Source organism: Paenibacillus camerounensis, assembly GCF_000723885.1.
In the GTDB taxonomy this organism is placed as follows: Bacteria; Bacillota; Bacilli; order Paenibacillales; family Paenibacillaceae; genus Paenibacillus_AQ; species Paenibacillus_AQ camerounensis.
In genome coordinates, this window is record NZ_CCDG010000059.1 from 1 (window position 1) to 25,412 (window position 25,412).

Genomic DNA, 25,412 nt, shown 5'->3' on the forward strand with positions numbered 1-25,412 from the left:
ATACGAGCGGACGCAGGGAGCTGAGGTTCTGATGGATGAGACCTTCCATCACGGCTGCCTCCGGGAAATGTTCCAAGCCGTCAGTGAGCGGCGCCCGGCTGAAACGGACTGCCGGGACAACATTTACAGTATGGCGATGGTGTTCGGGGCTCTGGAAAGTGCAAGAACCGGCCGCAAGCTGGAAATTGCCGACCTGCTAGGCCAATCCGGCGGAGAGCTGCGGCAGAAGCTGGAATCTGTATAGAATAGAACTTAAAGAGGCTGTTCCGTATTCTGCAGAGGTCTGCAGCGGAACAGCCTTTTTACTGTATCTATTAATTAACGTTAAAATCCCCGGTACTGCGGCTCCTCCTTCTCAAGCTGGGCTACCCGGCCTTCAACCTGCTCCACGATCTGCTGGGTCTGCCCGGCAGCATTAGTGAACATTGTTTTGGCTTCTTCGTTCTGGGTCTCCATAGCGAACTGTTCGAGGCTGGCCTGAGCACTTTTGAGTGAAGAGAGGCAGGTCTTCACTTGTGAGGCAACGGTCATATTGTAATCCTCCTTGTGATTAAAGTTGTACAGACTTGTATACCTAGTATCGGCTGCGTAACGGAAGATGATTCAGGAAATGATCTAACCTATAGGGAGTAAATCCCCCCTCTTTTGACAAATAATGAATAGGACACAGGTACGACAAAGCTCTTATTCACAGGGGGAATCCAAATGCCGGATTGGTTAGAGGTTATGGTAAGAACTATATTTGCTGTAGTGGTCTTGTTCTTTTTGATTAAGCTGCTTGGTAAAAGACAGGTGTCCCAGCTCTCCTTCTTTGAGTATATAACAGGGATAACCATCGGGAATCTGGCTGCTTACATCTCGCTGGATACGGATAATACGTGGCATCTGGGGTTTCTGGCCCTCTTTGTATGGGTTGCCTTTTCGCTGGGCATTGAGTTCCTGCAGATCAAGAGTAAAAAGGCCCGCGATTTCATCGACTTCAAGTCCACCGTGCTGATCAAGGACGGCAAGATTCTGGAGAGCAACATGCGCAAAGAAAAGCTGACGACCGATGAGCTGCTTGAAGGACTGCGGAAAAAGGATGTTTTTACAGTTGCAGATGTGGAATTTGCCATTATGGAGTCGGACGGTGCCATTAATGTGCTGCTTACAAGAGAGAATCAGCCGCTTACCCCAAAGCATCTTGGGATTAAGGTAGCTCCGGAGAAGGAGACACAGGCTGTTATTATGGACGGAAAAATACTGGATCAGCCTCTGGATGATCTGAATCTGACACGCGGCTGGCTGAATATGCAGCTAGAAAAGCTGGGGCTGACGGTGGAGAATGTTTTTCTCGGACAGGTGGATTCCTACGGGGAGCTGACAGTTGATCTGTATGCAGATAAGGTGCAGGTGCCGCAGTCCCAGGAAAAGCCCCAGCTGTATGCCCTCCTGAAAAAATGCGAAGCGGACCTGGAGCTGTTCAGCCTGTCAACAGTTAATCCGGAGGCGAAGCAGCTGTATGAGGATTGCTCGGTAAAGCTGCAGCGCCTGATACAGGAGCTTAAACCGTTTATTCAAAGTTAGTCACGCTTAGACCGGCACAGCTGCCGGTCTTGTTGGCTGTGTGCAGGTGGGCAGCAGGTGTATATTTCCAGTGAGGCTTGGCAAACTAAGCCAGATTCAAATTTATGCTGAAGGAGGCGGGAAAGCGATGGCGGCAAGCGTTCTGGATGCGATTAAAGAGCAGCTGCACGGCAGCAGTGATGCAGTCTACCAGTCGATTAACATTCACGGGCAGCCCTGCATGCTGATCTACATCCCGTCCATTGTGGATACGCTCAGTCTGCAGGAATTTGTTGCTTCCCCGCTGAAGGCCGAGGCCAATGCCGAGCCGGACTGGCCCGGATTTCTGAAGCGGCTGGATCACGGGTCAGCCTTTGCTATTCCTTACATCAAGGTATATGACATTGACAGGGCGGTGGAGCTGGCGGTCAGCGGAAATGCAGTGCTGTGTATCGAGGGTATGCCTTTTCTCTATTATTTTGAAATTACCCATTATCAGAAGCGGGCTGTATCTGAATCACAGAATGAGCTGGTGGTTATCGGGCCGCAGGAAGCCTTCATTGAGGATGTGGCAACCAATCTGTCCCTGCTGCGCCATATCATTAAGCATGCCGATCTGAAGACCAAGCATTTCTCCATCGGAAAATATACTAAAACCGACGTGTACCTGGTTTACATTGAGGGTCTCTACAAGCCGGAAATTCTCGCTGAGATTGAGGAGGTTCTGGTTAATCTGAATATGGACGGGGCCCTGGGCATCAGCTATATCGCCGAGCATGTGAAGCAGGGCAAGTTCTCTCCGTTTCCGGTATTCCAGTATACAGAACGTCCTGATTCTGTAGCTGCCTCTCTGATGGAAGGCCGTGTCGGTATATTACAGGACGGAACACCCTCCGCGCTGCTGACTCCGGTAACCTTTATGTCGCTGCTGCAGTCGTCAGAGGACTACTATCAGAGCTTTTATGCAGGCAGCTGGATCCGGATGGTCCGTTTTTTATTTTCAATAATAGCCTTGGTGCTTCCAGCCTTTTATGTAGCGGTAACCACGTTTCATTCGCAGATTGTTCCGTCTGACCTGCTGCTGACGATTGCGGCAGCACGAGAAAATATTCCCTTCTCTGCCCTTACGGAAGCACTTATTATGGAGCTGACCTTTGAAGCGCTGAGGGAAGCCGGAACCCGGATTCCCAAACCCGTCGGCCAGACAGTCTCTATTATCGGAGGGATCGTTATCGGCCAGGCAGCAGTGCAGGCAGGCATTGTATCTGCCCCGATGGTCATTGTAGTCTCCATTACAGGCATAGCCTCGTATATCATTCCGCATCTGGAGCTTGGGCTGACCTTCCGGCTGCTGCGTTTCGTGCTGCTCGTGCTTGGCGGTACTATGGGACTGCTTGGCGTTATCGTAGCTGTCTTCATTATTTACGGGCATCTGGTTCATTTAAAATCATTCGGCACTCCTTACATGCAGCCAATAGCCCCGCTGATTCTGGAGGACTGGAAGGATACGCTGCTTCGTGTACCTAATCCGTTCATGACCAGGCGGAGCAGCTCCTTCACCGGCAGTAAAAATGACAGGAGGCAGAGACCGAAATGAAGCTGCTCAGGCTGGGAATGGCTCTGCTGCTGTTGTTTAGCCTGACCGGCTGCTGGTCCAAGCTTGAGCTGGATGAGCTGACATTTATTTTCGGCATGTATGTTGACTCCGGGAAAGAGCCTGAAACTGTGGAATTAACCATCAGCACACCGCTGCCGAACCGCTTAGTATCAGGTACTCAAGGCGGAACTTCCCAGGGCAAAAGCTATTCGACCGTTACTAAAACGGCCCACAGCATTACCGATGCTATCATTATGATTCAAACGGATCTGTCCCGGCGTCTGGAAATTTCACATATTAAGGCGATTGTCATCGGTCAAGAGTATGCGGCGAACGGGATACATGAACTGCTTGAGTGGTGTAAGCGGCAGCCTGAGATTCCGCAGGGAACTTATATTATGGCGGCTCCGGGTAAGGCCAGTGAGGTCGCCAGGCTGTCCGCGGTCTATGAGCAGCTTCCGGATCAGGTGCTGAGAAACTTTTCCGAGCTGAATCTGACCTATGCTACAACGATCAGAGATTGCCTGCTGGCAGAGGCTAACAATATGGGATATGCCATGAACTATCTTTCGTTTGGCGTGAAGCCGGATGAGAAGGATCAGGGGGAGCCGGTGAAATGGGCAGGCGTGCAGGGGGTCATGCTCTTCAATGGTATGAAAAAGACAGGAACGCTAAACAGTGACGAGAGCAGGGCGCTTTCCTGGGCCGCGGGAGATCTCTCCGGACATCTATCCCTTCCAATGTACACGGTAGTCTGGAATGAGCAGGACAGCAAAGGCAAAGCCAGCGCTCTTTTTTATAGTGATACTGTATCCAGAAAGGTACAAATGACAGCAGACGGGCCTGTTTTTCATATCAGGTTGAAGGGGAAGGCCAGCGTTACTCTTTTTGACGACAATAATACAGATGAGGCAGTGGATCACAACCGCCTGATTCAATCCAAGCTTGAGGAGAGAATTAAATCAGAAGTAAAAAAAGCGCTGGAGCATACTCAGGAGGCGGGATCAGATGTCCTGCAGCTTGGGATGCTGCTTGAATGGAACCACCCCAAGGAATGGAAGAAGCTGAAGGAACGCTGGAGTGACTATTATGCTGACAGGGCGAGAATTGTCGTGAAGACAGATATAAGCATTGTTGATTTTGGGGCAAGCAAATAAACGATCGGAAACAGGAGGGGGGCAATGCGTACAACGAACTGGCAGATTTTCCGCTTCAGTCTGGTTTATTTTAACTCGCAGACCTCTATATTTCTGATCCCCGTCATTGTATCCGGTTCTGGCTATCAGGGCTGGATATCAATTCTGTTCGGCAGTGCAATGTCGGTGGTCCTGCTGTTTTTTATGATTAAGGCCGGAAAGTTGAAGACAGGGGACTCCTGGATAGATTTTGGCAGCCAGTTTATGGGCAAATGGGGACATCGTGTGCTGGTGTTGTTACTGTTATGCTGGTGCGTATACTATACTTCTTACGATATAGAAAATTTTGTGCTGTTCTTCGGATCGAATTATATGCGGGGCACCCCTCCGCTGTTTATTCAGCTTGCCATCGGCATAGTCATCGCGTATACGGCGGCTAAGGGGGCGGCTACGATAATCTATATGGCAGACGGCGTTTTCCTGCTGTTAATTGCCACTACTTTTTTTTCACTGTATCTGTTTTTGCCCAATGCCAATTTTCAGATGCTTCCGGCTTTTATTCACTACTTTGATCCGGGCACAACAATTAAGGATGCCGTCACAGTTACTTCATGGTTCGCGGAATGGGTGGTACTCCTGTTTGTCGCGCCAGAGCTTAAGATCAACTATAGCTTTATGAAAAAGGTTCTGCTGGCTGAATTCGTATTGACGGTGCTCGTTCTGGCCGGTTGGGCGCTTACTATGCTGAACTTCGGACCGCATCTCGGAAAAGACGTTCAGTATCCTTACCTTGATATGGTGCGCAGTTCGTCGCATGACGATATTATGGGTAATCTGGACCCGATTCTGATCGGCATCTGGTCCGCCTCCATGTTCATTCACAGCTCCTTTATGATCTATGCAGCCAGTAAGTGCGCCCTGTACCTGACGAAGCAGAAGGGGAAAAAGCTGATGGTACCATTCCTGGTCTTCTGTTCAATACTCATCGCCTACCTGTATTCCCGCAGCATAACCAGATATTACAGTGATTTTAATTCATTCCTGGTGGTTATACTCTGGCTGGTTGTGGAGTGCATTCCCGTCTATTACACTATGGCTGCGTTCATCAAATCCAGAATAAATAAGCCTGCCAGCTGATTGCAGCGACTTATGTATTATAAAATGGATGCGCTTTCTGGTATGATTAAGCTTTAGTACATACCTTATAGACGATAGGATGGTGGAATGCTTCATGAATATTCAAGAGGCTGGCAGGCTGATCAGCTCTATCCGCAGCAATCTCTCAAAGGTTATCGTAGGAAAAGAAGCCGGTGTGGACCTGCTGCTCACGGCGCTGCTGGCAAACGGCCACGTGCTGCTGGAGGATGTCCCGGGTACCGGAAAAACACTGCTGGCGAAGACACTTGCCCGGTCTCTGGACTGCCCGTTCAAAAGAATTCAGTTCACCCCGGATTTATTGCCCTCTGATCTGAGCGGAATCAATTACTACAATCAGAAGACCGGTGAATTTGAATTCCGGCCTGGTCCGGTGTTTGCCAGTATTTTGCTGGCGGATGAGATCAACCGTGCGACTCCGCGGACACAATCCAGCCTGCTGGAATGCATGGAGGAGCGCCAGATTACCATCGACGGCGTAACGCATGGGCTGGAAGCACCTTTTCTCGTTATAGCAACCCAGAATCCGGTTGACAGCCAGGGAACCTTTCCGCTTCCGGAAGCACAGCTGGACCGGTTCCTGCTGCGGATAACGACCGGTTATCCTGCTTTTGAGGAGGGCGTGCAGATTCTTCAGCGGTTCCGCCTGAACAATCCGCTGGAGGATACCGGCGCTGTTGCGGATGCCCGTCAGATTCAGGAGGTCCAGCGCCTGACTGCTGAAGTCAATATCAGCGATGATCTGCTGGCTTATATGATACGGATTGTAGAAGCGACCCGCAAAGCCCAATCTGTCAAGCTCGGTGCGAGTCCACGTGCAGGCTTTGCGCTGCTGCGCGCATCACAGGGCTATGCCTTAATCCAGGGCCGGAGTTATGTCATTCCTGATGATATTAAGGCTGTGGCGGGACCCGTTCTCGCGCACCGTCTGGTCCTCCAGCGCGGTCCCGGATCACGGGAGGGGCAGGCTGCAGAGGTTGTGCAGCAGATCCTCCGCGAAGTGGAGGTTCCGGCCGAGCCTGTATCGGCAGCCAGAGGCGGAAGGGGGGAGTAGCCCATGTCCCTTCCCTGGCTTATTATGAGCACACTGCTGCTGCTGGTGTTCGTGTCAGTGATTTACCAGCGCAGCGCACTCAAAAATCTCAGCTATACCCGTTATTTCTCTGCATCTACTGTCTATCAGGGGGAACAGATAGAGATGGTAGAGGAGATTGCCAACGGCAAGCTGCTGCCGCTCCCCTGGCTGCGTCTGGAATCCAGTATTGCCCGGGGGCTTGAATTCGGCAGCCAGGAGAACCTGGGGGTCAGCAGCGGGGAGATCTACCAGAATCATATCAGCCTGTTCTATCTGCGGTCTTACCGGCATATCAAGCGCCGGCATCAGATCCGGTGTGAACAGCGCGGCCTGTTCCGGCTGGAATCGGTAACGATGACGACCGGAGACTTCTTCGGCATGAGCCGCCGAAGCCAAATGTTTCCGCTGCAGCTGGAGCTGCTGGTATATCCGGCAATGATGGATGTCTATGAGCTGCCTTTGCCTGTCCACAGCTGGCTCGGTGAGCTGCCGGTCAAGCGCTGGATCGTAGAGGACCCGTTCCTGACGGCCGGAACCCGGGAGTACAGGCCGGGAGACTCACTCGGCGGGATGAACTGGAAGGCTACTGCCCGGACCGGCAGGATGCAGGTGCATCAGAAGGATCACACCGCCGATGCCAGGCTGATTATCTGTCTGAATGTGGAAATCAGCGACGCGATGTGGCGCAATATTACAGATAAAGAACGGATTGAGCTGGGTATCCGCTATGCGGCAACAGTAGCGGAGTATGCAGCCGGACACGGTCTTGAAGTCGGACTGATGTCTAACGGAAGGCTGGACGGAGAGAATGATCCTGTAAATGCCGGTCCGACGGGAAGCCTGCCGGAAATGCTGGGACTACTGGCCCGGCTGCAGCTGGACCGTACGATTCCGATGTCGCGGCTGCTGGAGCTTGAAGCTGAGGGCAGTCCGTCTGACAATGACTACCTCATCATCAGCTGCCACAGGGGTGCTGAGCTTGATCTTGCGGCAGAGGAGCTTAGGCTGCTCGGAAACGGCATTGCCTGGCTTGATATTCCCGGTGAAGGGAGGAATAGCGCATGAGCAGCAGGGTAGGTGAGCCGGTTATGGCTTCCTTAAGATTATGGCTGGCCTGTCTGATTGAAGGATTACTGTTTCTTCCGCTCTGGATCTTCCTTCAGGTATATCTGCAGTCCGGTCAGGCTTCGTTGCCGTGGTACTGTATTCTGCCGGTATTATCCTTGGCCGGCGTACTAATGCGGCATGTGTTCAAGCGCAGATGGATGCAGATTCTGGCCTCGCTTCCCCTTGGGGCAGCAGCAGGATTAATAGTAGGGGGAATGGAGCCTGATGCCATTCCGTTTATGGTTGTCAGTGCACTATTCGCGTATCTGGGAATGAACGCGGCTAACCGGGAGCATGGGATCAAAACCTATGCGATCGGCCTCATGGTATATTTTGCAGCGGTCATTATTTATGCAAGGGTTCCTGAGCTTCAGCATAGTCTGACTCTGTTGACCTGGTGCGGCGGAGTTTGTCTTGTGCTGGCCCTGCTGAATACTAATACCAGCTTCATGAACTATAATATATTCGCTGCAGGAACCAAACGTCTGCCTCCCGGAATGCGGCGGTATAACCGGATGTTCATGCTGATCTTTATTATCGCAGCGGTATTATTAGCTTCCGGGGCCGTTAAAGCAATCGCAACGGTAGCGTTAGGTGCCGTTTATACACTGTTTGGTTTGCTCTCCAGGCTATTCTCCAAGTCAGAGGACGTCCCGTTAACCCGTCAGGACATGCCTTCGTCACAAGAGTTTTTGCAATTCGAAAAGAAAGAGCCCGGATTGCTGTCAGCAATTCTGGATGTGCTCTTCTATGGGCTTGCGGCTGTAATCGTTATCGCTGCTTTATATTTCGGCCTGCGCTGGCTGTACAGGAACAGCACCGGTATTTTCCGCCGGGCGGTTGATGCACTGCTGAGCATGCTGCGCAGGGAAAATAAGCAGGAGCAGGCTGCTTATCAGGATGAAGAGGTGAGTATTTTTGCCTGGGAGAAAACGGTGCAGAATTTCCGTGAGTACTGGCGCAGCCGGCTGAAGAGCGGAAGCAGGAGTGACCGTTGGGAGGCTATGGAGGGCAGCCGGGAGCGGGTGCGCTGGCTGTACCGGCACTGGCTGACGGCCAGAGCGTCTGAAGGTTATGAGGTCAAAGCCTACCTGACTCCCAAGGAGACCGGTGACGACATTGCTGAGTGGTCGGGAGGCAGGAAGCAGAACCGCAAAGGGGATCGCAGCGGCAGCGAGGCTTCTCCTGCAGAGCTGCTGCAGCTGTATAATGAAGCGAGATATGGCCAGACAGCCGGTTCAGGCAAGGAAGATGTGCTACTGGAGCAGCTGAAAAAACAGCTGAAGCTGTGATCTTTAGCTGTGATCTCTAAAGGTAAGCAGGGTTGCTGCAGCAGGCAACAGATTACGCGGGTCAGAATACCAGCCGCAGCAGCATTAGTGATAACACACCCGTGATGACAGTCCCCAGCAGGCTGCGGGTTTTGACGGCAACCCAGAAGGCCGGGAGGGCAGCAATCAGCTCCACATTGGTGGAGAGCGCCGAGAACCGCCCGCCGTCAATGAACAGCTCCTGGGCGATGAGTGCGGACATAACAGCGATAGGCATGTAATTCAGCCAGCGCATTCCCCATCCGGGAATGGTAATCCGGCTGAGCAGCATTAGCGGCAGCACCCGCGGGATAAAGGTGACCAGTGCGGCTCCGAGAATAATCAGAAAGATATCAAGCCTTACTTCCATTTTTCGATCACAGCTCCTATCGTTGAGGCTATTACCGCAGCGGCAATAACGCCGATGCTGGGGGACCATAGGATAGACAGGCCGACGGCTACAGCCATAGCAATGAGGCCGACTGTAATATCCAGCGCATATCTGCTTCTGCTGATCAGCGTAAGCACCAGCAGTCCGATGAACATGGCCGGCAGAGCGAAGTCCAGCCCCCATTCTTCGGGACTGGAGATCCACTGCCCGAGCACAGCACCGGCCAGATTGGCAATGATCCAGTTGAGATATGCGGTAATATTGAGGCCGTGCATCCATTTCTCGCTGATGGCCTTCCTGTTCGCGCTTCTCTGGATTGCCACACCAAAGGTCTCATCTGTCAGCAGTGTGCCGATCAGCAGGTTGCGCAGCGGCGTCAGATGGCGAAAGTAAGGCGAGAGAGCTGCACTGAGCAGCAGATGGCGGAGATTAACCAGCAGAATTGTAATAATGATGCTGGTCGCCGTGCTTCCCGCTGCGATCATCCCGGCCGCTATGAACTGGGCTGACCCTGCATACAGTATAGTCGAGATCAAGGCGATTTCGGCCAGGGAGAGGCCGGCGGTCTTCTCGACAACACCGGCGGCGAAGCCGATGCTCAGATAACCAAGCAGCGTTGGAATACAATCCTTCACCCCCTGCAGGAAGCTCTCCTCGCTAACCGGTGCGGCAGCAGCAAGCTCCGCCTGTACAGATTCGGATTTCATGTTTACGGCCTCCTTTCGGGCTGTCATGAGTTAACGTATTGCCGGAAAAACGCATTATCTTAATATCTTATACTTTCCGCAGCTTGGCAAGGGAAATCTTCATGCCCCTTCCGCTGGCAGCCGGAACAGAAAAGGTCCCGCCGCATGAAAGTCATGCGGCGGGACCTTTTTGAAGTTAAAGAATGCCTAACTAGGCAGCTTCATCGGCCCTAGACACCCGTTTATTGCAGCACCAGAACGCCGAAGCCGTCCATAATAAATGTACCGTTCAGTGTTTGGCCTGTCAGCAAATCGGTGCGCGGCTCCTTGAGCAGAATTTCTACCGGCAGCTCATTATAGTTGAGCAGGAAGGTCAGGCTGGCAGACTCGCTGCTGCGGATCTGCAGCTCTACCTCCGACGGGAGCTCCAGCCAATCAGCAGCAGGGGAGGCCAGCTCCAGGCTGTCGATGATGCGCAGTGCCGATTCTTCATTGAATACAGCCCCGTAGTACCATACCTCGCCAAGACCGCGTTTGTTACGGGTAACCGCAGGCTTGCCGGCATAATAATCACTGGCGTACGTACCCATGACCTCGACAGTATCAGCTTCTACCTGCAAAATATCATTGAACGAATCGGCACCGGTCAGCTCTTCACTGCCTTGGGTCCATTTGATTGTTGTAGGGAGACGTCTGCCTTTGACCATAGTGAACTCTTCAACGGTTATCCCGCACAGCTCCTTGGCAGCTCCCGGGAATGCGCGCATATAGCATTGCCCCCTGGAATCCTTGTATCCGGTCCGGCAGCCAAAGATGAGCTTACCGCCCTGCTGCACGTATTCATCCAGTACAGCAGCTGTGGCATCGGTCATAATGGCCGGATGCGGATAGACAAGTACGTCATAACGGGACAGCTCCTTGGCGGTGGTCTTGCTGCGCATATACACTACATCCGCCGGGATATGCTTATGCTGCAATGCTTTGAACCACTCTTTATTGCTCTGCCACATGAACGGCCCGTGCCAGATATCATATTCGCCATCCCACTCATTATCGTAATCCCGCACAATGGCAATTGAGGCTTGAGCCTTTGTGCCAATAATGGTGCTGCCTGCTGCAGCGAGCTCCTTGCCGATAGCAGAAGCTTCGCGGACCCGGCGGTTAGGCAGATTGTGATAGTCATTAATGCCGTGCCAGTAAATCTCGTTCCCCATGGTAGCTGTGCGCCAGCGGAAGTAGAGCACCATATCCGCGCCGTGGGCAATAGACTGGTAAGTCCACAGACGCATCTGCCCCGGCTTAGGTGAAGGCATATCCATCCGGTTAACCCAGCCGCCCGGACCGGACTGCTGCTCCATAATGCAGTAGTTCGGGCTGATTGAACGGATGACCGACAAGGATAGGCTCCAGCTTCGGTCAGCAAGCGGATTCTGCTCATCCGGATCGGAATGGATGCTTGAGAACTGCGGATATGAATCGTAGCTGAAGAAATCCAGCTGTTCATTGTTAAGCTCATGGCTGTCAAGATGGCCAAACAAGCCGTTGGTTGTCACCCATTGGTCGGGCGCCTTAGCGCGGAGTATATCGGACTGTACCTTGGCAAAGGAAATCGTATTATCTGAGATGAAACGCTTCTCGTCCAGCGCCTGATGCGGGTTCGGCTGATGTGGGACAGGAGTAGGGCGGGTCAGGAAGACCTGTGACCAGTCTGAGTAAGTCTGATTCCAGAATATAGCTCCCCAGGCTTCATTCAGCTTATCCAGCGTACCGTATCTCTGCTTTAGCCATTCGCGGAAGCAGGTGTGATCGCTTTCAGAGTAGAAAACATTGATCTCGCAATTCAGCTCATTATCAATCTGCCAGCCGGTAACACCCGGATGATTGGCATAATGCCCGGCCATCTCAGTTACAATCCGGGCACACAGCTCACGGTATTTGGGGCTGCTGTAATTATAGTGCCGCCGCATGCCGTGCTGAAGGGTTACACCTTCCTGGCTCACGTTCAGCACCTCAGGATATTTATAAGTAAGCCAGGCCGGCGGTGTGGCTGTCGGTGTACCCAGAATGACCTTAAGTCCATGGCTATGCGCCAGATCAATAGCCCGGTCGAACAGTCCGAATTGAAAGCTGCCTTCCTCCGGCTCAAAGATGGACCAGGCGAATTCGCCCATCCGGACAATTGTGAATCCGGTCTCCACCATACGGCGGTAATCGTCATCCCACATTTCCTCCGGCCAGTGCTCCGGGTAATAACAGACGCCGAGTTCAAACTGCTTATCAGCAACGGGTTTCTTCATAATAACCTCCAAATGTAAAAAGATGCTTTATTAAAGCTATGAATCTATTGTAATGGCAGCAGTGATATATCTTATATAACAGAATATTGCTATTATATGATTATATTGCGTGCCCCGTGTTAAGAGGCGGAAAGAGGTAATGTAATGATGAAGCAACGGGTACTCCCGGCTCCGGCCTATGCCCATTATGTCTGTTATCCGGATTTTATCGGACATTACAGCGAATTCCCGCAGCATGCGGTCCGCAGGAGTGAGGGGATGCTTAACAGCTACAATCTGCATCTGGTTGTTGACGGCTCCGGATATGTGTTTCAGGACGGTGAACGGATTCCAATGGGAAAAGGCAGCGGCTTCCTGTACTCCCGCGGAGCATATCAGCAGTACGGCTCAGACCCCACGCAGCCGTGGGAGATCCGCTGGGTCCACTTCAGCACCTCGGTTTCCTTGCCTTTGCTGGAGGAGGCAGACCAGTCACGGGGCTATTTCTTCACCTTTGATCTGAACGCCGGCCTTGAACAGCTGTTCGAGGAGATGTACGGCCTCAGTGCAGCCTATGAGACCAGGAGCGAGCCGCGCCTGTCAGCTGTCCTGTATGAAATTCTGGTCACCCTGCTGCAGAATTCCGAACCGCTGCACGGCTCGGTACCGCTGGAAATCCGTCATTCGATCCGCCGTACGGCCGATCTGATCCATAATGAATGTGAACGGCCCTGGACGCTTGAGAGCATGTCAAGGCTGGCAGGATACAGCAGCTATCATTTTCTGCGGCTGTTCCGTTCCACCATGGGGAAGACGCCCAACCGCTATTTAAGCGAATGCCGTCTGGCCAAGGCTAAGCTGCTGCTGGTTTCAACCGAGCTGCCTGTAGAGCAGATCGCCCTGCAAAGCGGATTTCAGCAATCCAGCTATTTTATAAAAGTATTTAGAGGGGCAGAAGGTCTGCCTCCAAGCCAGTACCGGCGCTCTTTCCGCTCATAGTCTGTTGACAGGGAAGATAAAGTTAACAAAGCCTGTGCAGAAAACAGCAACCATTATGCTGTTTTTGGCGTATTTAGGGGGAAAAGGTTACAACACAGCCGGAACAGTTACAAATTGGATACAAATCCCTGGTTGTCAGCAACTATAATAACCTTAGCAAATATTTCTGGGAGGATATCAATGAGAGAGTTCAGCAAAAGAACGGCCGTTCTGCTCTTAAGCAGCCTGGCCTTGGTTCAGGCTGCCGGGGGGATAGCGGTGCCCGCAGCCCAGGCTGCAGGCACACAGGCTGCGGCCAGCACTGCAGCAGCAGTCAAAATTAATCCGGTTACGATGGCGGCTGGAGTTACAGCAGCAATTGAAGACATCAACATCTGGCCGCAGTCCGGCGGTAACATACTGGCTTACACCCTGAAGATTACGAATAACAGCAGTTCAACTGTGAATCTGCAGCGTTACTTCTCACGCGTCGTCACTCCTGGAGGCTCGGTCATTCCGGGCAATCCGGTAACCGCAGACGCTACGAAGAAAAAGATTGCTGCCAAGAACAGTATGAGTATTACATACTATGTGAATATCGGACAGACCAAATCCCTATCAGGCGTCAAAATTGCCATGTATGTGTGGGATGCCAAAAGCAAGGGTTACCTGAAGCATTCCGGTTCCTTTGCCATTCCGGCTGCTTATTCCAACATGGTGGCAACGGGCAAGAGCCTCGACACTAAGATGAATGACATTCCGGTTACAGCAAGTGCAGCATCGCTGGAGCTGTACAAATACGGCGGCAAGGTATATGCCAAAGCAGGCATCAATATTACGAACAAAGGCGGTAAAGTGCTCGGCGATCCGGGCTACACAGCCTATCTGGTCACAGCCAGCGGAACAGCCTTTGAGCTTGCGCTCAGCAGCTCCCAGACCGGCTATAAGATCCAGCCGCAGGAAAAAAAGAGTATCTATTATTTGACCGAAATTCCGGCCTATCTGAATACCACCAATATGAAGCTGCAGTTCACGCAGAAGGATGAGGCGCTTAAGCTTGAGCTTCCGAGGTCTTCATTTAAGCTTCCGGCAGCGAGTACGCCTAATCTGGTCGTAGCCAGCGGCGCCGTCAAAAAAATCGTCGTAAACAACAACACGGTCGACACTAAGCTCACCGGAGCTTCTGTCTTTGCAGAGGATGCCACGGCGGTCTGGGCATTCCAGCTGCAGCTTAAGAATACCGGAAATACAGCAGTGACACTGCCTGCTTATGAGCTGGCTGTGAAGTCAGCCAAAGGAACGGCATTTCCGGTTAATGCCAAAGGCTTGAGCGGTCTTACCCTGAAGCCGATGGAGACAAAGGTGGTTCCGCTGACGGTGGAAATTCCGTTACAGGTGGAGCAGTCCTCGCTGCAGCTGCAGATGATTGAAGCTGTTACCGCTGCTGCCGGAACGGACGGCGGTACTTCCGGTACAGGGGATACAGGCGCTGCCTCCGGGAAGCTGATTTTCCCGGTTGCTTATTTCACTATTCCATACACCCTTAAGGCTGACGTTCGAAGCGGGCAGGAATATGGAGCAACGAACCAATATGGTTCATTCGCCTACAGCCTGCAATCGCTGCAGCGTTATCCGTGGAAGAATGATGACATTGTCCTTGCCAAGGTTAGAATAACCAACACACAAGCCGTAAATCTGACGATTCCTGAGCTCAAAGGAGCGCTGAAGCTCGATACCGATAATCTGTCGGCAACGACGGACCTGCTCATGGATAAAGAGGCTGCAGTACTTGCTCCGGGGAAATATGCTGATATTTCGCTGATAACCAAAATTCCCTATACCGATGAGTTCAGCAATGTGCGGGTAAACCTAAGTGTCAAATCGGAAACCGAAAGCATTCCGTTCCTCGACTTCAGTACAACCAGCTTTATAAGCAGTGTAGACCAGCTGAAGCGCGGGGACAGCTACACTATTTCCGGCAAAGGCAAAAATGCTGCAGTACAGGAGAACAAAACTACCGTCTATGAAGGCAGCAACTATAATATTCTGTACACCGAGGTGCTGATGACCAGTGCCGAGAAACGGCAGAGCAAGATGGCACGTCTGCAGGCGTATTTCAAAACAGCGGACGGGCAATTTTATGAAGCTAAGGTGAACCAGTCTGACAGTCTGGCGATACCGGGCGGCAAGCAGCTGGTTACATTGTGGGCTAAGCTGCCTAAACCGGCAAGCACAACGGATGTGTCATTGTATGTGGGATCTGGCGTCACAGCCGGCAGACTTAGCGAGAGCGGAGAGGAAGCAACCGGATTTATTAATGTAGCCTCACTGCCGCTTACACCAAGAGCTGTTGTTCCTGCTAACAATCTACAGAACGTCGTCCTTTATCCTTATACTTTAAATGTTCTTACCTCAGATGCGAGCCATGTAGAAGCCAGTGATACAGTAACGTTGAACATTACCTACAATCTGACGCGGGAAAACAGCTATGATGCCGGAGAATCAGAGCATAAGCTGGTTCTGCGGATTACAGATCCATTCGGCCAATCTCAGGACAAGGTACTGGCAATCGGTACGGAGCTGACAGAAGGGACTAATCATAATTTTGCCGTGTCCTTTACCAAGAATCTCTACCGGCAGATCACAGGCGGTTCTTATAAACTGACGGTATATGATGAGTTCCAGGGGGAACGGCAGGAGCTGGGCGGCCAGACCTTCACTATGCGCTTTATCCCGCTGCCAAAGGTTGAAGATGAGGAGAAAGAGACAGGAAAATAACGTTCTATTCTAAGTCCGTAAAGGAGCAGCACCCATGTTGCGAGTTGAAAATATCAAGCATTCGTTCAAAACCGGCAACGAATGGACCACGGTTTTGCACAATATTAATTTTACAGTTAACAAAGGTGAGATGGTCGCGCTGCTCGGAAGCTCCGGCTCAGGCAAGTCCACCATGCTGAATCTGATGGCCGGGCTGATGAAGCCGACGGAAGGCCATATATACATTGCCGACCATGATATCGTCCAGATGGGGGAGAACAAGCTGGCGGAATTCCGCCGTAAGCATATCGGCTTTATCTTTCAGGCTTACGAGCTGATTACAAGCCTTACGGTACGTGAAAATGTTGAGCTGCCGCTCGTATTCCAATCCATATCGCCTTCGGTCCGCAAGCAAAAAGCGCTGGCGCTCCTGGAGCAGGTCGGCATCCCGGACAAGGCGGATCTGTTCCCGTCGCAGCTGTCAGGCGGCCAGCAGCAGCGGGTCAGTATCGCCCGTTCGCTGATTACCGAGCCCTCCGTTATCTTCGCGGATGAGCCGACCGGGAATCTGGATACCAAGACTGAGGAAGAGATTATTGCAATTCTGCTGAAGCTGAACCAGTCGCTGAAGACAACCTTTATTGTTGTCACACATGAACTGGAGGTTGCAGAGCAGATGCAGCGTACATTCTCCCTGCGTGACGGCTATCTGATCAATAATCAACAGCCGCCAGCAGATGCGGAGTCTGCGGAAGGAGGCGCCGGATGAAGATCAGGGATATTTCCCGGATGGCCTGGGATCAGGTGAAACGGCGCAAGGTCGTTACCGGACTGTGTATGACCGGGATTTCAATCGGCTGTGCCGCCATTATCGTGGCGCTCAGCATCGGGCAATCCGCCCAGACCTATGTTACCGATCAGGTTAACCAGAATTTCAAAATGGATGAAATCACCGTAACTCCCGGCGGGGGCATTCCCTCACGGGGAGGCGGCGGTGGAGGTTCTGGAGAAAGTAACGAGAACCTGGACCCTGGCAAGCTGACTGCCCAGAAGCTGGAGATCATCAAGAGCCTGAATCATGTTGTAGCCGCTGCACCTTTTGAAGATGCCGGCTATATGCAGATGCTGACCGTCGATAACAAAATTGCCGATGTTCAGGTCAAAGCGACGGATCTGCGGATGTTAACCGAGTTTGGCTTTAAGTTCAAGCAGGGCGGTGTTACGGATCTGCCGGGCATGGTCGTGCTGAATTACGGGGCTACACTCGGACTGATTGACAATGAGACCCGGCAGAAGCTGTATGAGCAGCTGGGAGCGGACCCGTTCAACTCTGCACTGATGGACCAGTATAACAGCATGTCAACCCTGCCTTCTGAGATGTACCGGCAGCAGGTGCAGCTGCAGGCCACAGATTATTCCACTTCGGAAGGGAACATCAGGCTCAGCTCAGCGCTGCAGGTCGGCGGTATTCTGTCTACAGCGGAGGGAACCGATGATCTGCGTGCCTCCTACGAAAAGATTATGTATGTATCGCTTGAAACGGCGGCCCAGCTGACCCAGCAATTATCTTTCGGCACTAATAACGGTATGACTCCGAATGTGGAAGAAAACAGCTACAAAACGGTTACAGTCAAGGTTGACAGCACGGATAATATCAAATCGGTTGAAGCCATAATCCAGAAGCTCAATCTGAATGCCATGGACAATCTGTATCAGCAGGAGATGCTTAAAGAGCAGTTCGATATGATAAAAATGGCTGCGCTAGGTATAGGGGTATTCATTCTGATTATTGCCTCTATCTCAATCATTGTGGCCATGACCATGTCCACACACCAGCGCAGGCGGCAGATCGGGATCATGAAGGTGCTTGGCGCCAACATGGGGCAGATCCGCAATATGTTCATCACGGAAGCTGCTCTGCTGGGCCTGCTCGGAGGCCTGCTTGGAGTGCTGTTCTCTTATCTGATTATCATGGGTCTTAATAAGCTGGTGGGCACTGCAGGGGACAGCCTGAACTTCGTTATCCCGTTAACGACCATTCCGGTCGGACTGGCCTTTGCAATTATGACAGGCGTTCTGTCCGGTATATATCCGGCAATCAGTGCCTCCAGAACAGATGCGCTTACAGCAATTAAACGGGATTAATGCCTGACCGATTTTGTATTTCAAGCTGAAAGGAAGCAGGGGAATGAAAAGGATATTAAAGCGCAGCCTGAAATGGATTATTATCGCGGTGATCATTATAGGCGCAGGGTACATGCTCTACGGAAAAATATTTAAAGATAAAGAGGCGGAGATTGTGATGGAGCCGCCGCAGGTAATCAGTTTTCCTGTGACCGAAGAGACCATGACAAGCACCGTTCAGGTTAAAGGGAAATCACAATATCAGGAAGAGACACTCGTATATGCACCTTTTGCTTCCAAGGTAACCGGCTGGAAGGTAGAGAACGGCGGGCAGGTGAAGAAGGGGGATGTGCTCTTTACGCTTGACCAGTCCACGCTTAAGAACGAGATTGCCCAGACGGAGGCTGCAATCCGCAAGGCTGAGCTGGAAGCAGAGCTTAATGACTTTGTCAGCCAGCAGGAGGATGAAAATACAGCTCCAATCGGCACTGAGGCAGAGCGGCTGAAGGCACTGGCAGCCGAAGAGGCAGCAAGGCTGAATGAAGAGCTGAACCAGGTGAATGCGGAAATCCAGCAGAAGGATCTGGCGGATAAAAAAACCAAGCTGAACACTGCTATTTATCATGCACCGGCAACAGGAATATTCCTGTATGACAGCAGTACGGAACGGCCCCAGACGGTGTCTGACAACCAGTATATCGGCAAAATTGTCGACCTGAACAAGCTGGAATTCATCGCCTCTGTCGGAGAGCAGGAAATATTCAAAATCAAGCAGGGAATGAAGGTTAACGTCAAAATGACCGCGATGAAGGATTTAGTTCTGAGTGGTGAAGTGACTGAGGTTTCAAAATTTGCGACCAACACTACGGGGCAAAATTCAGCCAGTCAAATTCCGCAATTCGAGGTTGTAATTTCACTGCAGCCGGACGAGCGACTGATTGGCGGCCTTAGCCTAAGCGGGGATATTGAAACCCTGCGCAGGGAGAATGCTGTGGTCGTCTCCAGTATGGCTGTTATCCATGAAGGGGAACAGGCCTTTGTTATGCTGGATAAAGGGGACGGACAGTATGAACGGCAGGAGATTACAATTGGGCTAGAGACCTCTGATAAGACAGAGGTTCTGACCGGCTTAAAGGCAGGAGATACGGTTGTTCTGCAATAGCAGGTGATAAGATTAAGGGAGCACCGGCAGATGATGCCGGTGCTCCCTTTTTCGATAGACAATCCTTATTCGGCTAAGGCTCTGCGCCATTTCTTAATGTCTTGGTTCAGTAACGTCAGGTCAGGTATTGCGGCGGGCTTGTCCGTGAGCTGATACTTTTCTTTCAGCTTCAGAATCCGCAGAACGCTCTGATCGATACGCGCTTCGGAGATAACTCCGTTATGAACACTATCCAGAAGAGCTGCCCGTACCTTCTGCTCGTTGGAATACCCGTGGGCAATCAGCAGAATGTCGCTGCCTGCCAGCACAGTATCTACTGCTGCGGCAGGCAATGTATAGTGATCAGTGATGGCGCCCATAGTCATATCGTCGGTAATAACAACCCCGCTGAAACCCATCTGTTCCCGGAGCAGGCCGCTAATAATGTCTGCAGAGAGGGATGCGGGCTTATCCGGATCAAGCTGCGGATACAGGATATGGGCGATCATCACGGCGTCCGCACCATCCTTGACCGCTGACTGGAATGGCAGCCACTCCAGCCGTGCAAGCTGGGCAGCGCTCTTATTCACGACAGGCAGCTCAAGATGAGAGTCAACAGAAGTGTCACCGTGACCCGGGAAATGCTTGATAACCGGAATAACGCCTTCCCCGGCGATTCCCTGCATTTCGGCTATACCCAGCCGGGTTACAAGCTCAGCAGTATTCCCGAAGGAGCGGTCCCCGATAACCGGATTATCAGGGTTACTGTTAATGTCCAGCACAGGGGCAAAGTTCATATTGAAGCCGGCGGACTGGACTTGTCTGGCCAGCAGGCTGCCCATCATCCTGGCACTTTCCGGACTATCAGCTGTCCCCACCTTGCTGTTTCCGGGCATTACAGCATACGCCTCAGGCATCCGGCTGACTTTGCCGCCTTCCTGGTCAACGCTCATGAACAGCGGTATATCATTGCTGCTGTTGCTTTTTTTGAGATCATTGATAAGACTGACCATGCCTGTGAGGCTGCTTATATTATCCTTGTACAGAATAATTCCGCCGATCTGATCTTCAGCAATCATCCGTCTGGCTTCACTACCCTGAACCCTGCCGTCGATACCAGCCAGCAGCATCTGTCCGATCTTCTGCCCGAGCGTCATTCCGGCGATTTGCCGGGCAATGGCATCATCGCTGCTGCCTGGTACGGGAGAGGGTGAGGCTGGCGGTAATGCAGAGATTTCAGGTGTAGTCTGCGGCTGAGGAGTATTTGCCGGCATGGCTCCTGCACCTGACGGCGCTGAAGTACCGGTGGCATCCGGTACCTGCGTAGATATCCCGACAGCGGTAGTATTGCTGCCGCAGCCAGAGATAAGCAGAGCAGAGAGGAAGACGGTTAAAGGTATATTTTTACGGCAGAGATGAATCATTTCAGTTATCCTTTCTCTCATTTGCAGATTAACCTGCCATGATGATAAGATGTATAAGATGAAGTGGTACATAGGTTTATAAGGTAACTAATTATACAAGGATGAGGTGGCGTGTTAATGAAGGAAGATTTAATGAAGACACTCAATGAACAGATGAACTTTGAGTTTTATTCTGCTCATGTCTATCTGGCTATGGCTGCTTATTGTTCCGGTGAAAGCCTGGACGGCTTCGCTAACTTTTTCCTGGTACAGGCCGAGGAAGAGCGGTTCCATGCGATGAAGATTTACAGATTCCTCAATGACCGAGACTACCGCGCCACTCTGGCTGCCCTGCCGGAGCCGAACAACACTTACACTTCCATGCTGGATGCATTCGAGCATGCCTATGCCCACGAGCAGCAGAACACCAAGAAATTCTATCACCTTGCTGATCTGGCGCTGGATGCGCGTGAGCACGCCACGATCTATTTCCTTAAATGGTTTATTGATGAGCAGGTGGAGGAAGAGGCCCTGTTCAGCAATATTATCGCCAAGCTCAGACGGATTGAGACGGACAGCAATGCTTTCTATATGCTGGATAGTGAATTTGCAGCCCGTTCCTTTACACCGCCGGCTGAATAACCGCGCTCAGACAGACACGGAGATTATCCCTTCAGGGATAATACCCGTGTCTTTTTTATAAGCATAGTGGATTATTTAATTGACGCCGGAAGCTTGACACCCATCAGCTTGCCTCCGCTCCGCACGATCAGCGTGCTGCCTGTTTTGAGGGTAGGCGCAAAATCGCGGGAACCGGTATTAACGGTGAACAGCGGTTTGTAGCTGATAAAATCATAGGCATGGAACAGTCCGTCGGATTGCCCTGTGTATATGGTGGAGCCGAAGATATCAAGCTGGACCGCCGGATTTTCTCCAGCCGGGAGCCGCATTACCTGTCCGTTGGCTAATTTGAGTGCAGCAAGGGACTGGTCCCCGTAATTGATAAACAACATCCGCTGCTGGTGGACTTTGTAGAGTGGAGCTTCACTTTCAAGGATAGCCTGCTCCCATACCTGCTGCGGTGTGCCGTCTGCCGAATACTTCCAGAAGTCATACCTGGCCAGTGTGTCTCCTTGGAAGATGTAGAGGCTGTCACCATCGAGAAAAGCGGAGCCGTATGCACCTCCTGAACGGAACCCGATGTCCGGGTTGGCTGTTTCTGTCCAGCGGTATTGCCGCTCGCCTTTGATTTCGCCGGTTTTTACATTGATCACGGATACGGGGATTTTGCGGTTCACCGGATCTTCATCCAGCACTGCCAGATTCTTCACGGAGTATAGAAGGCCGTCCTTTATAGCCAGCGGCAGCTCGTGGCGGTACTGCTCCCACAGCTTTTTGCCGGACTCTGCGTCGTAGGCAACGAGCGTGGAAAGGGCCAGGACACTTTCACCTATATAGGTGCGTAAGACTACTCCGTCTGCTTGGGCAAGCTGGTCGAGGCCGTAATAGCCGCTGTTTAAGTTGATCTTCCATTTGAGCTTGCCGCTTGCTGCATCAACTGCCGCAAGGTAGATTCCCTGGGTGACATAAACGGTATTGCCGATTTTTTGAATACTGGAGGCATTAGGCAATGCAAGATCTGTTGACCACAGCTTTGTACCGTTCTCCTTGACGGCATAGAGTGAGCCTTTTTGTGTAAGCCCGTAAATATTTCCGCTATTATAGATGAAAAGCGGGGCAAGGGCACTGCCGAACTCCCATATTTTTTTGCCGGTAGCCGCCTTTAGTGCGATTAATTTGTAGTTATTCTGAAGGGCAAATACGGTGCCGTTTTCGGCGAGAGCTGTCACGGTCTGTGTGCTTTGCGGATTGTTTACAGCAGCAGTAGTGAAGCTCCATAGCGGTTTGAGGACTGGTGCAGAGACCTTGGTGTAATAGGGATTGCCAGAAGTGATGATTGCGGATTCTGCAGATGCATTCGGAGCAAGCCAGCCCGCAGCAAGCGGCAGTATTATAGCACCTATGGCTAATATCGCAGCTGCTTTGTACTTTTGTGTATATTTCATTATAACAACTCTCCCTTTGAGCGGAATGTATACACTGGAAAATTCTCTCTCTGTATAGACTCCTTTTATTGAAAAAAGTTACATTTACGGTCAAAGTTATGATTGTGCTGACAGCTTATGGTATGAAAGTTGAACGGATGCAAACTATATTGCGTGCGGCAACACACTTCCGGCTGCCCAACTCTATTTAGGAGGGTTAACTATTACGCCGCCCGGCAACACTGTTTCTCTAGACCCACCCGGATGCCAGCGTGTAGTATGGAACAATACTAACTGTTTTGGAGGTTCTTTTGTTTTGGATAACTACAGCGACATCAAACAAAGCGAAAAAGGAGCCTGGCTAAGCCTGCTGGCATACATAGTGTTATCTGCGGTCAAGCTGCTGATCGGGACCTACTCGGGCTCCCAGGCGCTGCTTGCGGACGGACTTAACAACAGCACCGATATTATTGCATCTATCGCCATTCTGATCGGTCTTAGAATATCGAGAAGGCCTCCGGATTCCAATCACAGCTACGGGCATTTCAGGGCAGAGACGGTTGCCGCACTGATTGCCTCATTCATTATGGTTGCTGTAGGTTTTCAAGTTCTGTACCAGGGAGTGAACAAGTTCATTCAGCCGGTGCTGGAGACGCCTGACCTGATTGCTGCATGGACGGCTGCAGGCAGCGCAGCGGTTATGGTGATCGTATACAGGTACAACATTAGACTGGCCCGCAGGCTGAACAGTAACGCAATGCAGGCGGTGGCGCAGGATAACCGTTCAGATGCGCTGGTCAGCATGGGTGCCTTTACCGGTATTCTCGGCTCGCAATTCGGCCTGCCATGGCTTGACCCTGTAACGGCGGTTATTGTCGGCCTGCTGATCTGCAAAACGGCCGGGGACATTTTCAGCAAGGCTACGCATGACCTGACCGACGGCTTTGACGCCGGACAGCTGGAGCTGATGAAGCAGACGGTCGCAGGAATTGCCGGTGTGGAATCCATCAAAGATATTAAGGCGAGAGTCCATGGCAACAATGTGCTGGTCGATACAACGGTGTTAGTCAAGCCCAGCCTGAATGTGGTGCAAAGCCATGATATAACTGAAGAGATCGAGGATCAGTTAAAGGGACAGTATAAGGTTTCTAATGTGCACGTGCATATTGAGCCGGTGTGAAATGTTAATGGTATAGCGGTATAAGCGGAAAGCCTGAGCGATCAGGCTTTTTTCGTTGTATAGGAAATTATACAATGCAAAAAAATGTGGATAACTCCGATGAAAAATAAAGGAGGGGTGGACGTGAAGAATCAGGAGACATGGAAGAAACGACCTGATACCCCCCCAACATTCGTTTTTTCGCATAAATTGGCCCGTTTACCCTCATGGTGGCAGAATGTATTCGTTTTTTCGCATACATTTGGCCAGTTTACCCTCATGGTGGCCTAATGTATTCGTTTTTTCGTATACATTAGGCCAGGGTATGTGCCTATATTCGCTATTTCAATACAGCTGCCAGCTGCCAAGAACAATGAACGCCTTTAGTGAGTAAGACCAAATTAAAGTTAAGCAGCTGCCAGAAGTCAGCAAATTAGATTCTTAAGTACTCTATATATTGATCCACCCTTCGGGTAGATTTGTTCTGTTGTTCCACCCATACTTAACCAATATATACTTGACTTCAGTATGGCTTATATGTATATAATAACAATATGATAATAACAATGTAATAATAAGTTGAGATGCCATTTACAAGCAGAAAAGGAGCGTTGTATGAATAAGCAACCGATAACCGATGCCCAGGGACTGACAGAAGAGCAGTTTCTGCAAAGCTATGATGCCGGGGTGTATGAGCGCCCGTCCGTGACGGTTGATATGCTGATTTTTACCGTAATGGAGCAGGAGCAGAATAACTACCGCAAGCTGTCTGAGAAGTCACTTCAGCTTCTGCTGATTAAGAGAGGCCAGCATCCGTACCTTGGACAATGGGCATTGCCGGGAGGTTTTGTATCTGTAGAGGAGAGCATTGAGGATGCTGCGAGAAGAGAGCTTTATACAGAGACGAATATTGATAATATTTACATGGAGCAGCTCTATACCTGGGGGGATGTTGGACGTGATCCGCGTATGCGTGTCATCAGCTGCTCCTATATGGCGCTGGTTGACCGGACGACGCTGAATGTACAGGCAGGCGATGATGCGGATGATGCCGCGTGGTTTGAGGTTACGCATCAATTGCTCGATACGGTCCGCACGGAGCTTGATCAGGGATTCGAGCTGGAGACAATGATCCGAATTACGCTGCAAAATGAGCAGACAACACTTACCGGTGTGGTTAAGCATACTGTGACTGTCCAAGGGCATGTCCGCAAATCGCATAGCCGGATCGTCGAGAGCGACGGCTTGGCCTTTGATCACCTGCTGATGGTTCAGTACGCGATTGAACGCCTGCGGGGCAAGGTTGAGTATACAGACATTATTTTTAATCTGATGCCTCCGCTGTTCACCCTGTCTGAGCTACAGCGGGTCTATGAGATTATACTCGGCAAAGAGCTGCTGGCCGCAGCCTTCCGCAGGAAGATCGCCGACAGTGTAACAGAGACGGATGAATACACAAAAGACGCCGGACACCGGCCTTCAAGATTGTACCGGTATAACATGAACAAAGAATAAACAGGACGGGAT

The 25,412-nt window shown here is 51.3% G+C and carries 21 protein-coding genes and 1 pseudogene; 16 read left to right on the forward strand and 6 right to left on the reverse strand.

Translation table 11 applies throughout. The features are described 5' to 3' along the window. Positions 1 to 244, forward strand: a pseudogene (locus tag BN3772_RS21425) (hypothetical protein); the annotation flags it as partial. A gap of 80 nt (positions 245 to 324) precedes the next feature. On the opposite strand, the gene BN3772_RS21430 reads toward BN3772_RS21425, so the two are convergent. Then, on the reverse strand, positions 325 to 531 hold the full coding sequence (locus tag BN3772_RS21430; protein ID WP_042176500.1) for a DUF1657 domain-containing protein: 207 nt from the start codon (positions 529 to 531) through the stop codon (positions 325 to 327). A gap of 174 nt (positions 532 to 705) precedes the next feature. Here BN3772_RS21430 and BN3772_RS21435 point away from each other — a divergent pair, with 174 nt between their 5' ends. From BN3772_RS21435 to BN3772_RS21465, 7 genes are all read left to right on the forward strand, one after another. Continuing rightward, positions 706 to 1,566, forward strand: coding sequence for a DUF421 domain-containing protein (locus tag BN3772_RS21435; RefSeq protein ID WP_042202122.1), 861 nt, complete (start codon positions 706 to 708; stop codon positions 1,564 to 1,566). 127 nt (positions 1,567 to 1,693) lie between these two features. Continuing rightward, positions 1,694 to 3,142: a spore germination protein gene (locus BN3772_RS21440; RefSeq protein WP_042202125.1), complete on the forward strand. Its 1,449-nt coding sequence runs from the start codon at positions 1,694 to 1,696 to the stop codon at positions 3,140 to 3,142. Further along, complete coding sequence (locus BN3772_RS21445) at positions 3,139 to 4,299, forward strand: Ger(x)C family spore germination protein (protein ID WP_042202127.1); 1,161 nt, start codon at positions 3,139 to 3,141, stop codon at positions 4,297 to 4,299. The genes BN3772_RS21440 and BN3772_RS21445 overlap by 4 nt, the downstream gene beginning before the upstream one ends. Positions 4,300 to 4,323: 24 nt before the next feature. After that, complete coding sequence (locus BN3772_RS21450) at positions 4,324 to 5,415, forward strand: GerAB/ArcD/ProY family transporter (protein WP_042202129.1); 1,092 nt, start codon at positions 4,324 to 4,326, stop codon at positions 5,413 to 5,415. A 94-nt stretch (positions 5,416 to 5,509) separates the two neighbouring features. Then, positions 5,510 to 6,487, forward strand: coding sequence for an AAA family ATPase (locus BN3772_RS21455; RefSeq protein ID WP_042202130.1), 978 nt, complete (start codon positions 5,510 to 5,512; stop codon positions 6,485 to 6,487). Positions 6,488 to 6,490: 3 nt separating this feature from the next. Then, complete coding sequence (locus tag BN3772_RS21460; RefSeq protein WP_042202131.1) at positions 6,491 to 7,573, forward strand: DUF58 domain-containing protein; 1,083 nt, start codon at positions 6,491 to 6,493, stop codon at positions 7,571 to 7,573. Further along, complete coding sequence (locus BN3772_RS21465; RefSeq protein ID WP_042202132.1) at positions 7,570 to 8,907, forward strand: hypothetical protein; 1,338 nt, start codon at positions 7,570 to 7,572, stop codon at positions 8,905 to 8,907. Before BN3772_RS21460 ends, BN3772_RS21465 begins: the two co-directional genes overlap by 4 nt. A gap of 61 nt (positions 8,908 to 8,968) precedes the next feature. Here the strand turns inward: BN3772_RS21465 and BN3772_RS21470 are convergent, their stop codons facing one another. The 3 genes from BN3772_RS21470 to BN3772_RS21480 all read right to left on the reverse strand — a co-directional run bounded on the left by BN3772_RS21470 (position 8,969) and on the right by BN3772_RS21480 (position 12,299). Continuing rightward, positions 8,969 to 9,295, reverse strand: a complete 327-nt coding sequence (locus tag BN3772_RS21470; RefSeq protein ID WP_042202133.1) for an AzlD domain-containing protein — start codon at positions 9,293 to 9,295, stop codon at positions 8,969 to 8,971. Further along, a complete protein-coding gene (locus BN3772_RS21475; protein WP_042202135.1) occupies positions 9,286 to 10,023 on the reverse strand; it encodes an AzlC family ABC transporter permease in 738 nt (245 codons plus the stop codon). The genes BN3772_RS21470 and BN3772_RS21475 overlap by 10 nt, the downstream gene beginning before the upstream one ends. Before the next feature lie 221 nt (positions 10,024 to 10,244). Continuing rightward, positions 10,245 to 12,299 (reverse strand): beta-galactosidase, encoded by a 2,055-nt coding sequence (locus BN3772_RS21480; protein ID WP_042202136.1) that lies wholly within the window; start codon positions 12,297 to 12,299, stop codon positions 10,245 to 10,247. A gap of 144 nt (positions 12,300 to 12,443) precedes the next feature. On the opposite strand from BN3772_RS21480, the gene BN3772_RS21485 reads away from it, so the two are divergent. From BN3772_RS21485 to BN3772_RS21505, 5 genes are all read left to right on the forward strand, one after another. Beyond that, the gene (locus BN3772_RS21485) at positions 12,444 to 13,277 is read left to right on the forward strand and encodes an AraC family transcriptional regulator (RefSeq protein ID WP_052380632.1); all 834 of its coding nucleotides are present in this window, start codon (positions 12,444 to 12,446) and stop codon (positions 13,275 to 13,277) included. Between the two features lie 180 nt (positions 13,278 to 13,457). Then, a complete protein-coding gene (locus BN3772_RS21490; protein WP_042202138.1) occupies positions 13,458 to 16,034 on the forward strand; it encodes a hypothetical protein in 2,577 nt (858 codons plus the stop codon). 34 nt (positions 16,035 to 16,068) lie between these two features. Further along, positions 16,069 to 16,782, forward strand: coding sequence for an ABC transporter ATP-binding protein (locus BN3772_RS21495; RefSeq protein ID WP_042202139.1), 714 nt, complete (start codon positions 16,069 to 16,071; stop codon positions 16,780 to 16,782). Continuing rightward, positions 16,779 to 18,158 (forward strand): ABC transporter permease, encoded by a 1,380-nt coding sequence (locus tag BN3772_RS21500; protein WP_042202140.1) that lies wholly within the window; start codon positions 16,779 to 16,781, stop codon positions 18,156 to 18,158. The genes BN3772_RS21495 and BN3772_RS21500 overlap by 4 nt, the downstream gene beginning before the upstream one ends. 43 nt (positions 18,159 to 18,201) lie before the next feature. Next, entirely contained in the window at positions 18,202 to 19,299 is a 1,098-nt protein-coding gene (locus BN3772_RS21505) for an efflux RND transporter periplasmic adaptor subunit (RefSeq protein ID WP_042202141.1), read from the forward strand. 65 nt (positions 19,300 to 19,364) lie between these two features. Here the strand turns inward: BN3772_RS21505 and nagZ are convergent, their stop codons facing one another. Continuing rightward, entirely contained in the window at positions 19,365 to 20,723 is a 1,359-nt protein-coding gene (gene nagZ, locus BN3772_RS21510) for a beta-N-acetylhexosaminidase (RefSeq protein WP_244444810.1), read from the reverse strand. A 96-nt stretch (positions 20,724 to 20,819) separates the two neighbouring features. Between nagZ and BN3772_RS21515 the strand changes: the two genes are divergently transcribed. After that, entirely contained in the window at positions 20,820 to 21,323 is a 504-nt protein-coding gene (locus BN3772_RS21515) for a ferritin (protein ID WP_042176531.1), read from the forward strand. Positions 21,324 to 21,394: 71 nt separating this feature from the next. Here the strand turns inward: BN3772_RS21515 and BN3772_RS21520 are convergent, their stop codons facing one another. Further along, on the reverse strand, positions 21,395 to 22,747 hold the full coding sequence (locus tag BN3772_RS21520) for a PQQ-binding-like beta-propeller repeat protein (protein ID WP_042202142.1): 1,353 nt from the start codon (positions 22,745 to 22,747) through the stop codon (positions 21,395 to 21,397). A 295-nt stretch (positions 22,748 to 23,042) separates the two neighbouring features. Between BN3772_RS21520 and BN3772_RS21525 the strand changes: the two genes are divergently transcribed. Then, positions 23,043 to 23,906, forward strand: coding sequence for a cation diffusion facilitator family transporter (locus BN3772_RS21525; RefSeq protein WP_042202143.1), 864 nt, complete (start codon positions 23,043 to 23,045; stop codon positions 23,904 to 23,906). A gap of 594 nt (positions 23,907 to 24,500) precedes the next feature. Continuing rightward, on the forward strand, positions 24,501 to 25,400 hold the full coding sequence (locus BN3772_RS21530; RefSeq protein ID WP_042202145.1) for an NUDIX hydrolase: 900 nt from the start codon (positions 24,501 to 24,503) through the stop codon (positions 25,398 to 25,400). Positions 25,401 to 25,412 lie beyond the last annotated feature (12 nt).

What these genes read in the sequence shown, in the direction of transcription:
- nagZ (WP_244444810.1), bottom strand. Translation starts at nt 20,723, where the DNA reads ATGAGAGAAAGGATAACTGAAATGATTCATCTCTGCCGTAAAAATATA.
- BN3772_RS21530 (WP_042202145.1), top strand. Translation starts at nt 24,501, where the DNA reads ATGAATAAGCAACCGATAACCGATGCCCAGGGACTGACAGAAGAGCAG.
- BN3772_RS21505 (WP_042202141.1), top strand. Translation starts at nt 18,202, where the DNA reads ATGAAAAGGATATTAAAGCGCAGCCTGAAATGGATTATTATCGCGGTG.
- BN3772_RS21475 (WP_042202135.1), bottom strand. Translation starts at nt 10,023, where the DNA reads ATGAAATCCGAATCTGTACAGGCGGAGCTTGCTGCTGCCGCACCGGTT.
- BN3772_RS21470 (WP_042202133.1), bottom strand. Translation starts at nt 9,295, where the DNA reads ATGGAAGTAAGGCTTGATATCTTTCTGATTATTCTCGGAGCCGCACTG.
- BN3772_RS21455 (WP_042202130.1), top strand. Translation starts at nt 5,510, where the DNA reads ATGAATATTCAAGAGGCTGGCAGGCTGATCAGCTCTATCCGCAGCAAT.
- BN3772_RS21465 (WP_042202132.1), top strand. Translation starts at nt 7,570, where the DNA reads ATGAGCAGCAGGGTAGGTGAGCCGGTTATGGCTTCCTTAAGATTATGG.
- BN3772_RS21480 (WP_042202136.1), bottom strand. Translation starts at nt 12,299, where the DNA reads ATGAAGAAACCCGTTGCTGATAAGCAGTTTGAACTCGGCGTCTGTTAT.
- BN3772_RS21520 (WP_042202142.1), bottom strand. Translation starts at nt 22,747, where the DNA reads ATGAAATATACACAAAAGTACAAAGCAGCTGCGATATTAGCCATAGGT.
- BN3772_RS21485 (WP_052380632.1), top strand. Translation starts at nt 12,444, where the DNA reads ATGATGAAGCAACGGGTACTCCCGGCTCCGGCCTATGCCCATTATGTC.
- BN3772_RS21450 (WP_042202129.1), top strand. Translation starts at nt 4,324, where the DNA reads ATGCGTACAACGAACTGGCAGATTTTCCGCTTCAGTCTGGTTTATTTT.
- BN3772_RS21500 (WP_042202140.1), top strand. Translation starts at nt 16,779, where the DNA reads ATGAAGATCAGGGATATTTCCCGGATGGCCTGGGATCAGGTGAAACGG.
- BN3772_RS21495 (WP_042202139.1), top strand. Translation starts at nt 16,069, where the DNA reads ATGTTGCGAGTTGAAAATATCAAGCATTCGTTCAAAACCGGCAACGAA.
- BN3772_RS21460 (WP_042202131.1), top strand. Translation starts at nt 6,491, where the DNA reads ATGTCCCTTCCCTGGCTTATTATGAGCACACTGCTGCTGCTGGTGTTC.
- BN3772_RS21490 (WP_042202138.1), top strand. Translation starts at nt 13,458, where the DNA reads ATGAGAGAGTTCAGCAAAAGAACGGCCGTTCTGCTCTTAAGCAGCCTG.
- BN3772_RS21430 (WP_042176500.1), bottom strand. Translation starts at nt 531, where the DNA reads ATGACCGTTGCCTCACAAGTGAAGACCTGCCTCTCTTCACTCAAAAGT.
- BN3772_RS21435 (WP_042202122.1), top strand. Translation starts at nt 706, where the DNA reads ATGCCGGATTGGTTAGAGGTTATGGTAAGAACTATATTTGCTGTAGTG.
- BN3772_RS21440 (WP_042202125.1), top strand. Translation starts at nt 1,694, where the DNA reads ATGGCGGCAAGCGTTCTGGATGCGATTAAAGAGCAGCTGCACGGCAGC.
- BN3772_RS21445 (WP_042202127.1), top strand. Translation starts at nt 3,139, where the DNA reads ATGAAGCTGCTCAGGCTGGGAATGGCTCTGCTGCTGTTGTTTAGCCTG.
- BN3772_RS21515 (WP_042176531.1), top strand. Translation starts at nt 20,820, where the DNA reads ATGAAGGAAGATTTAATGAAGACACTCAATGAACAGATGAACTTTGAG.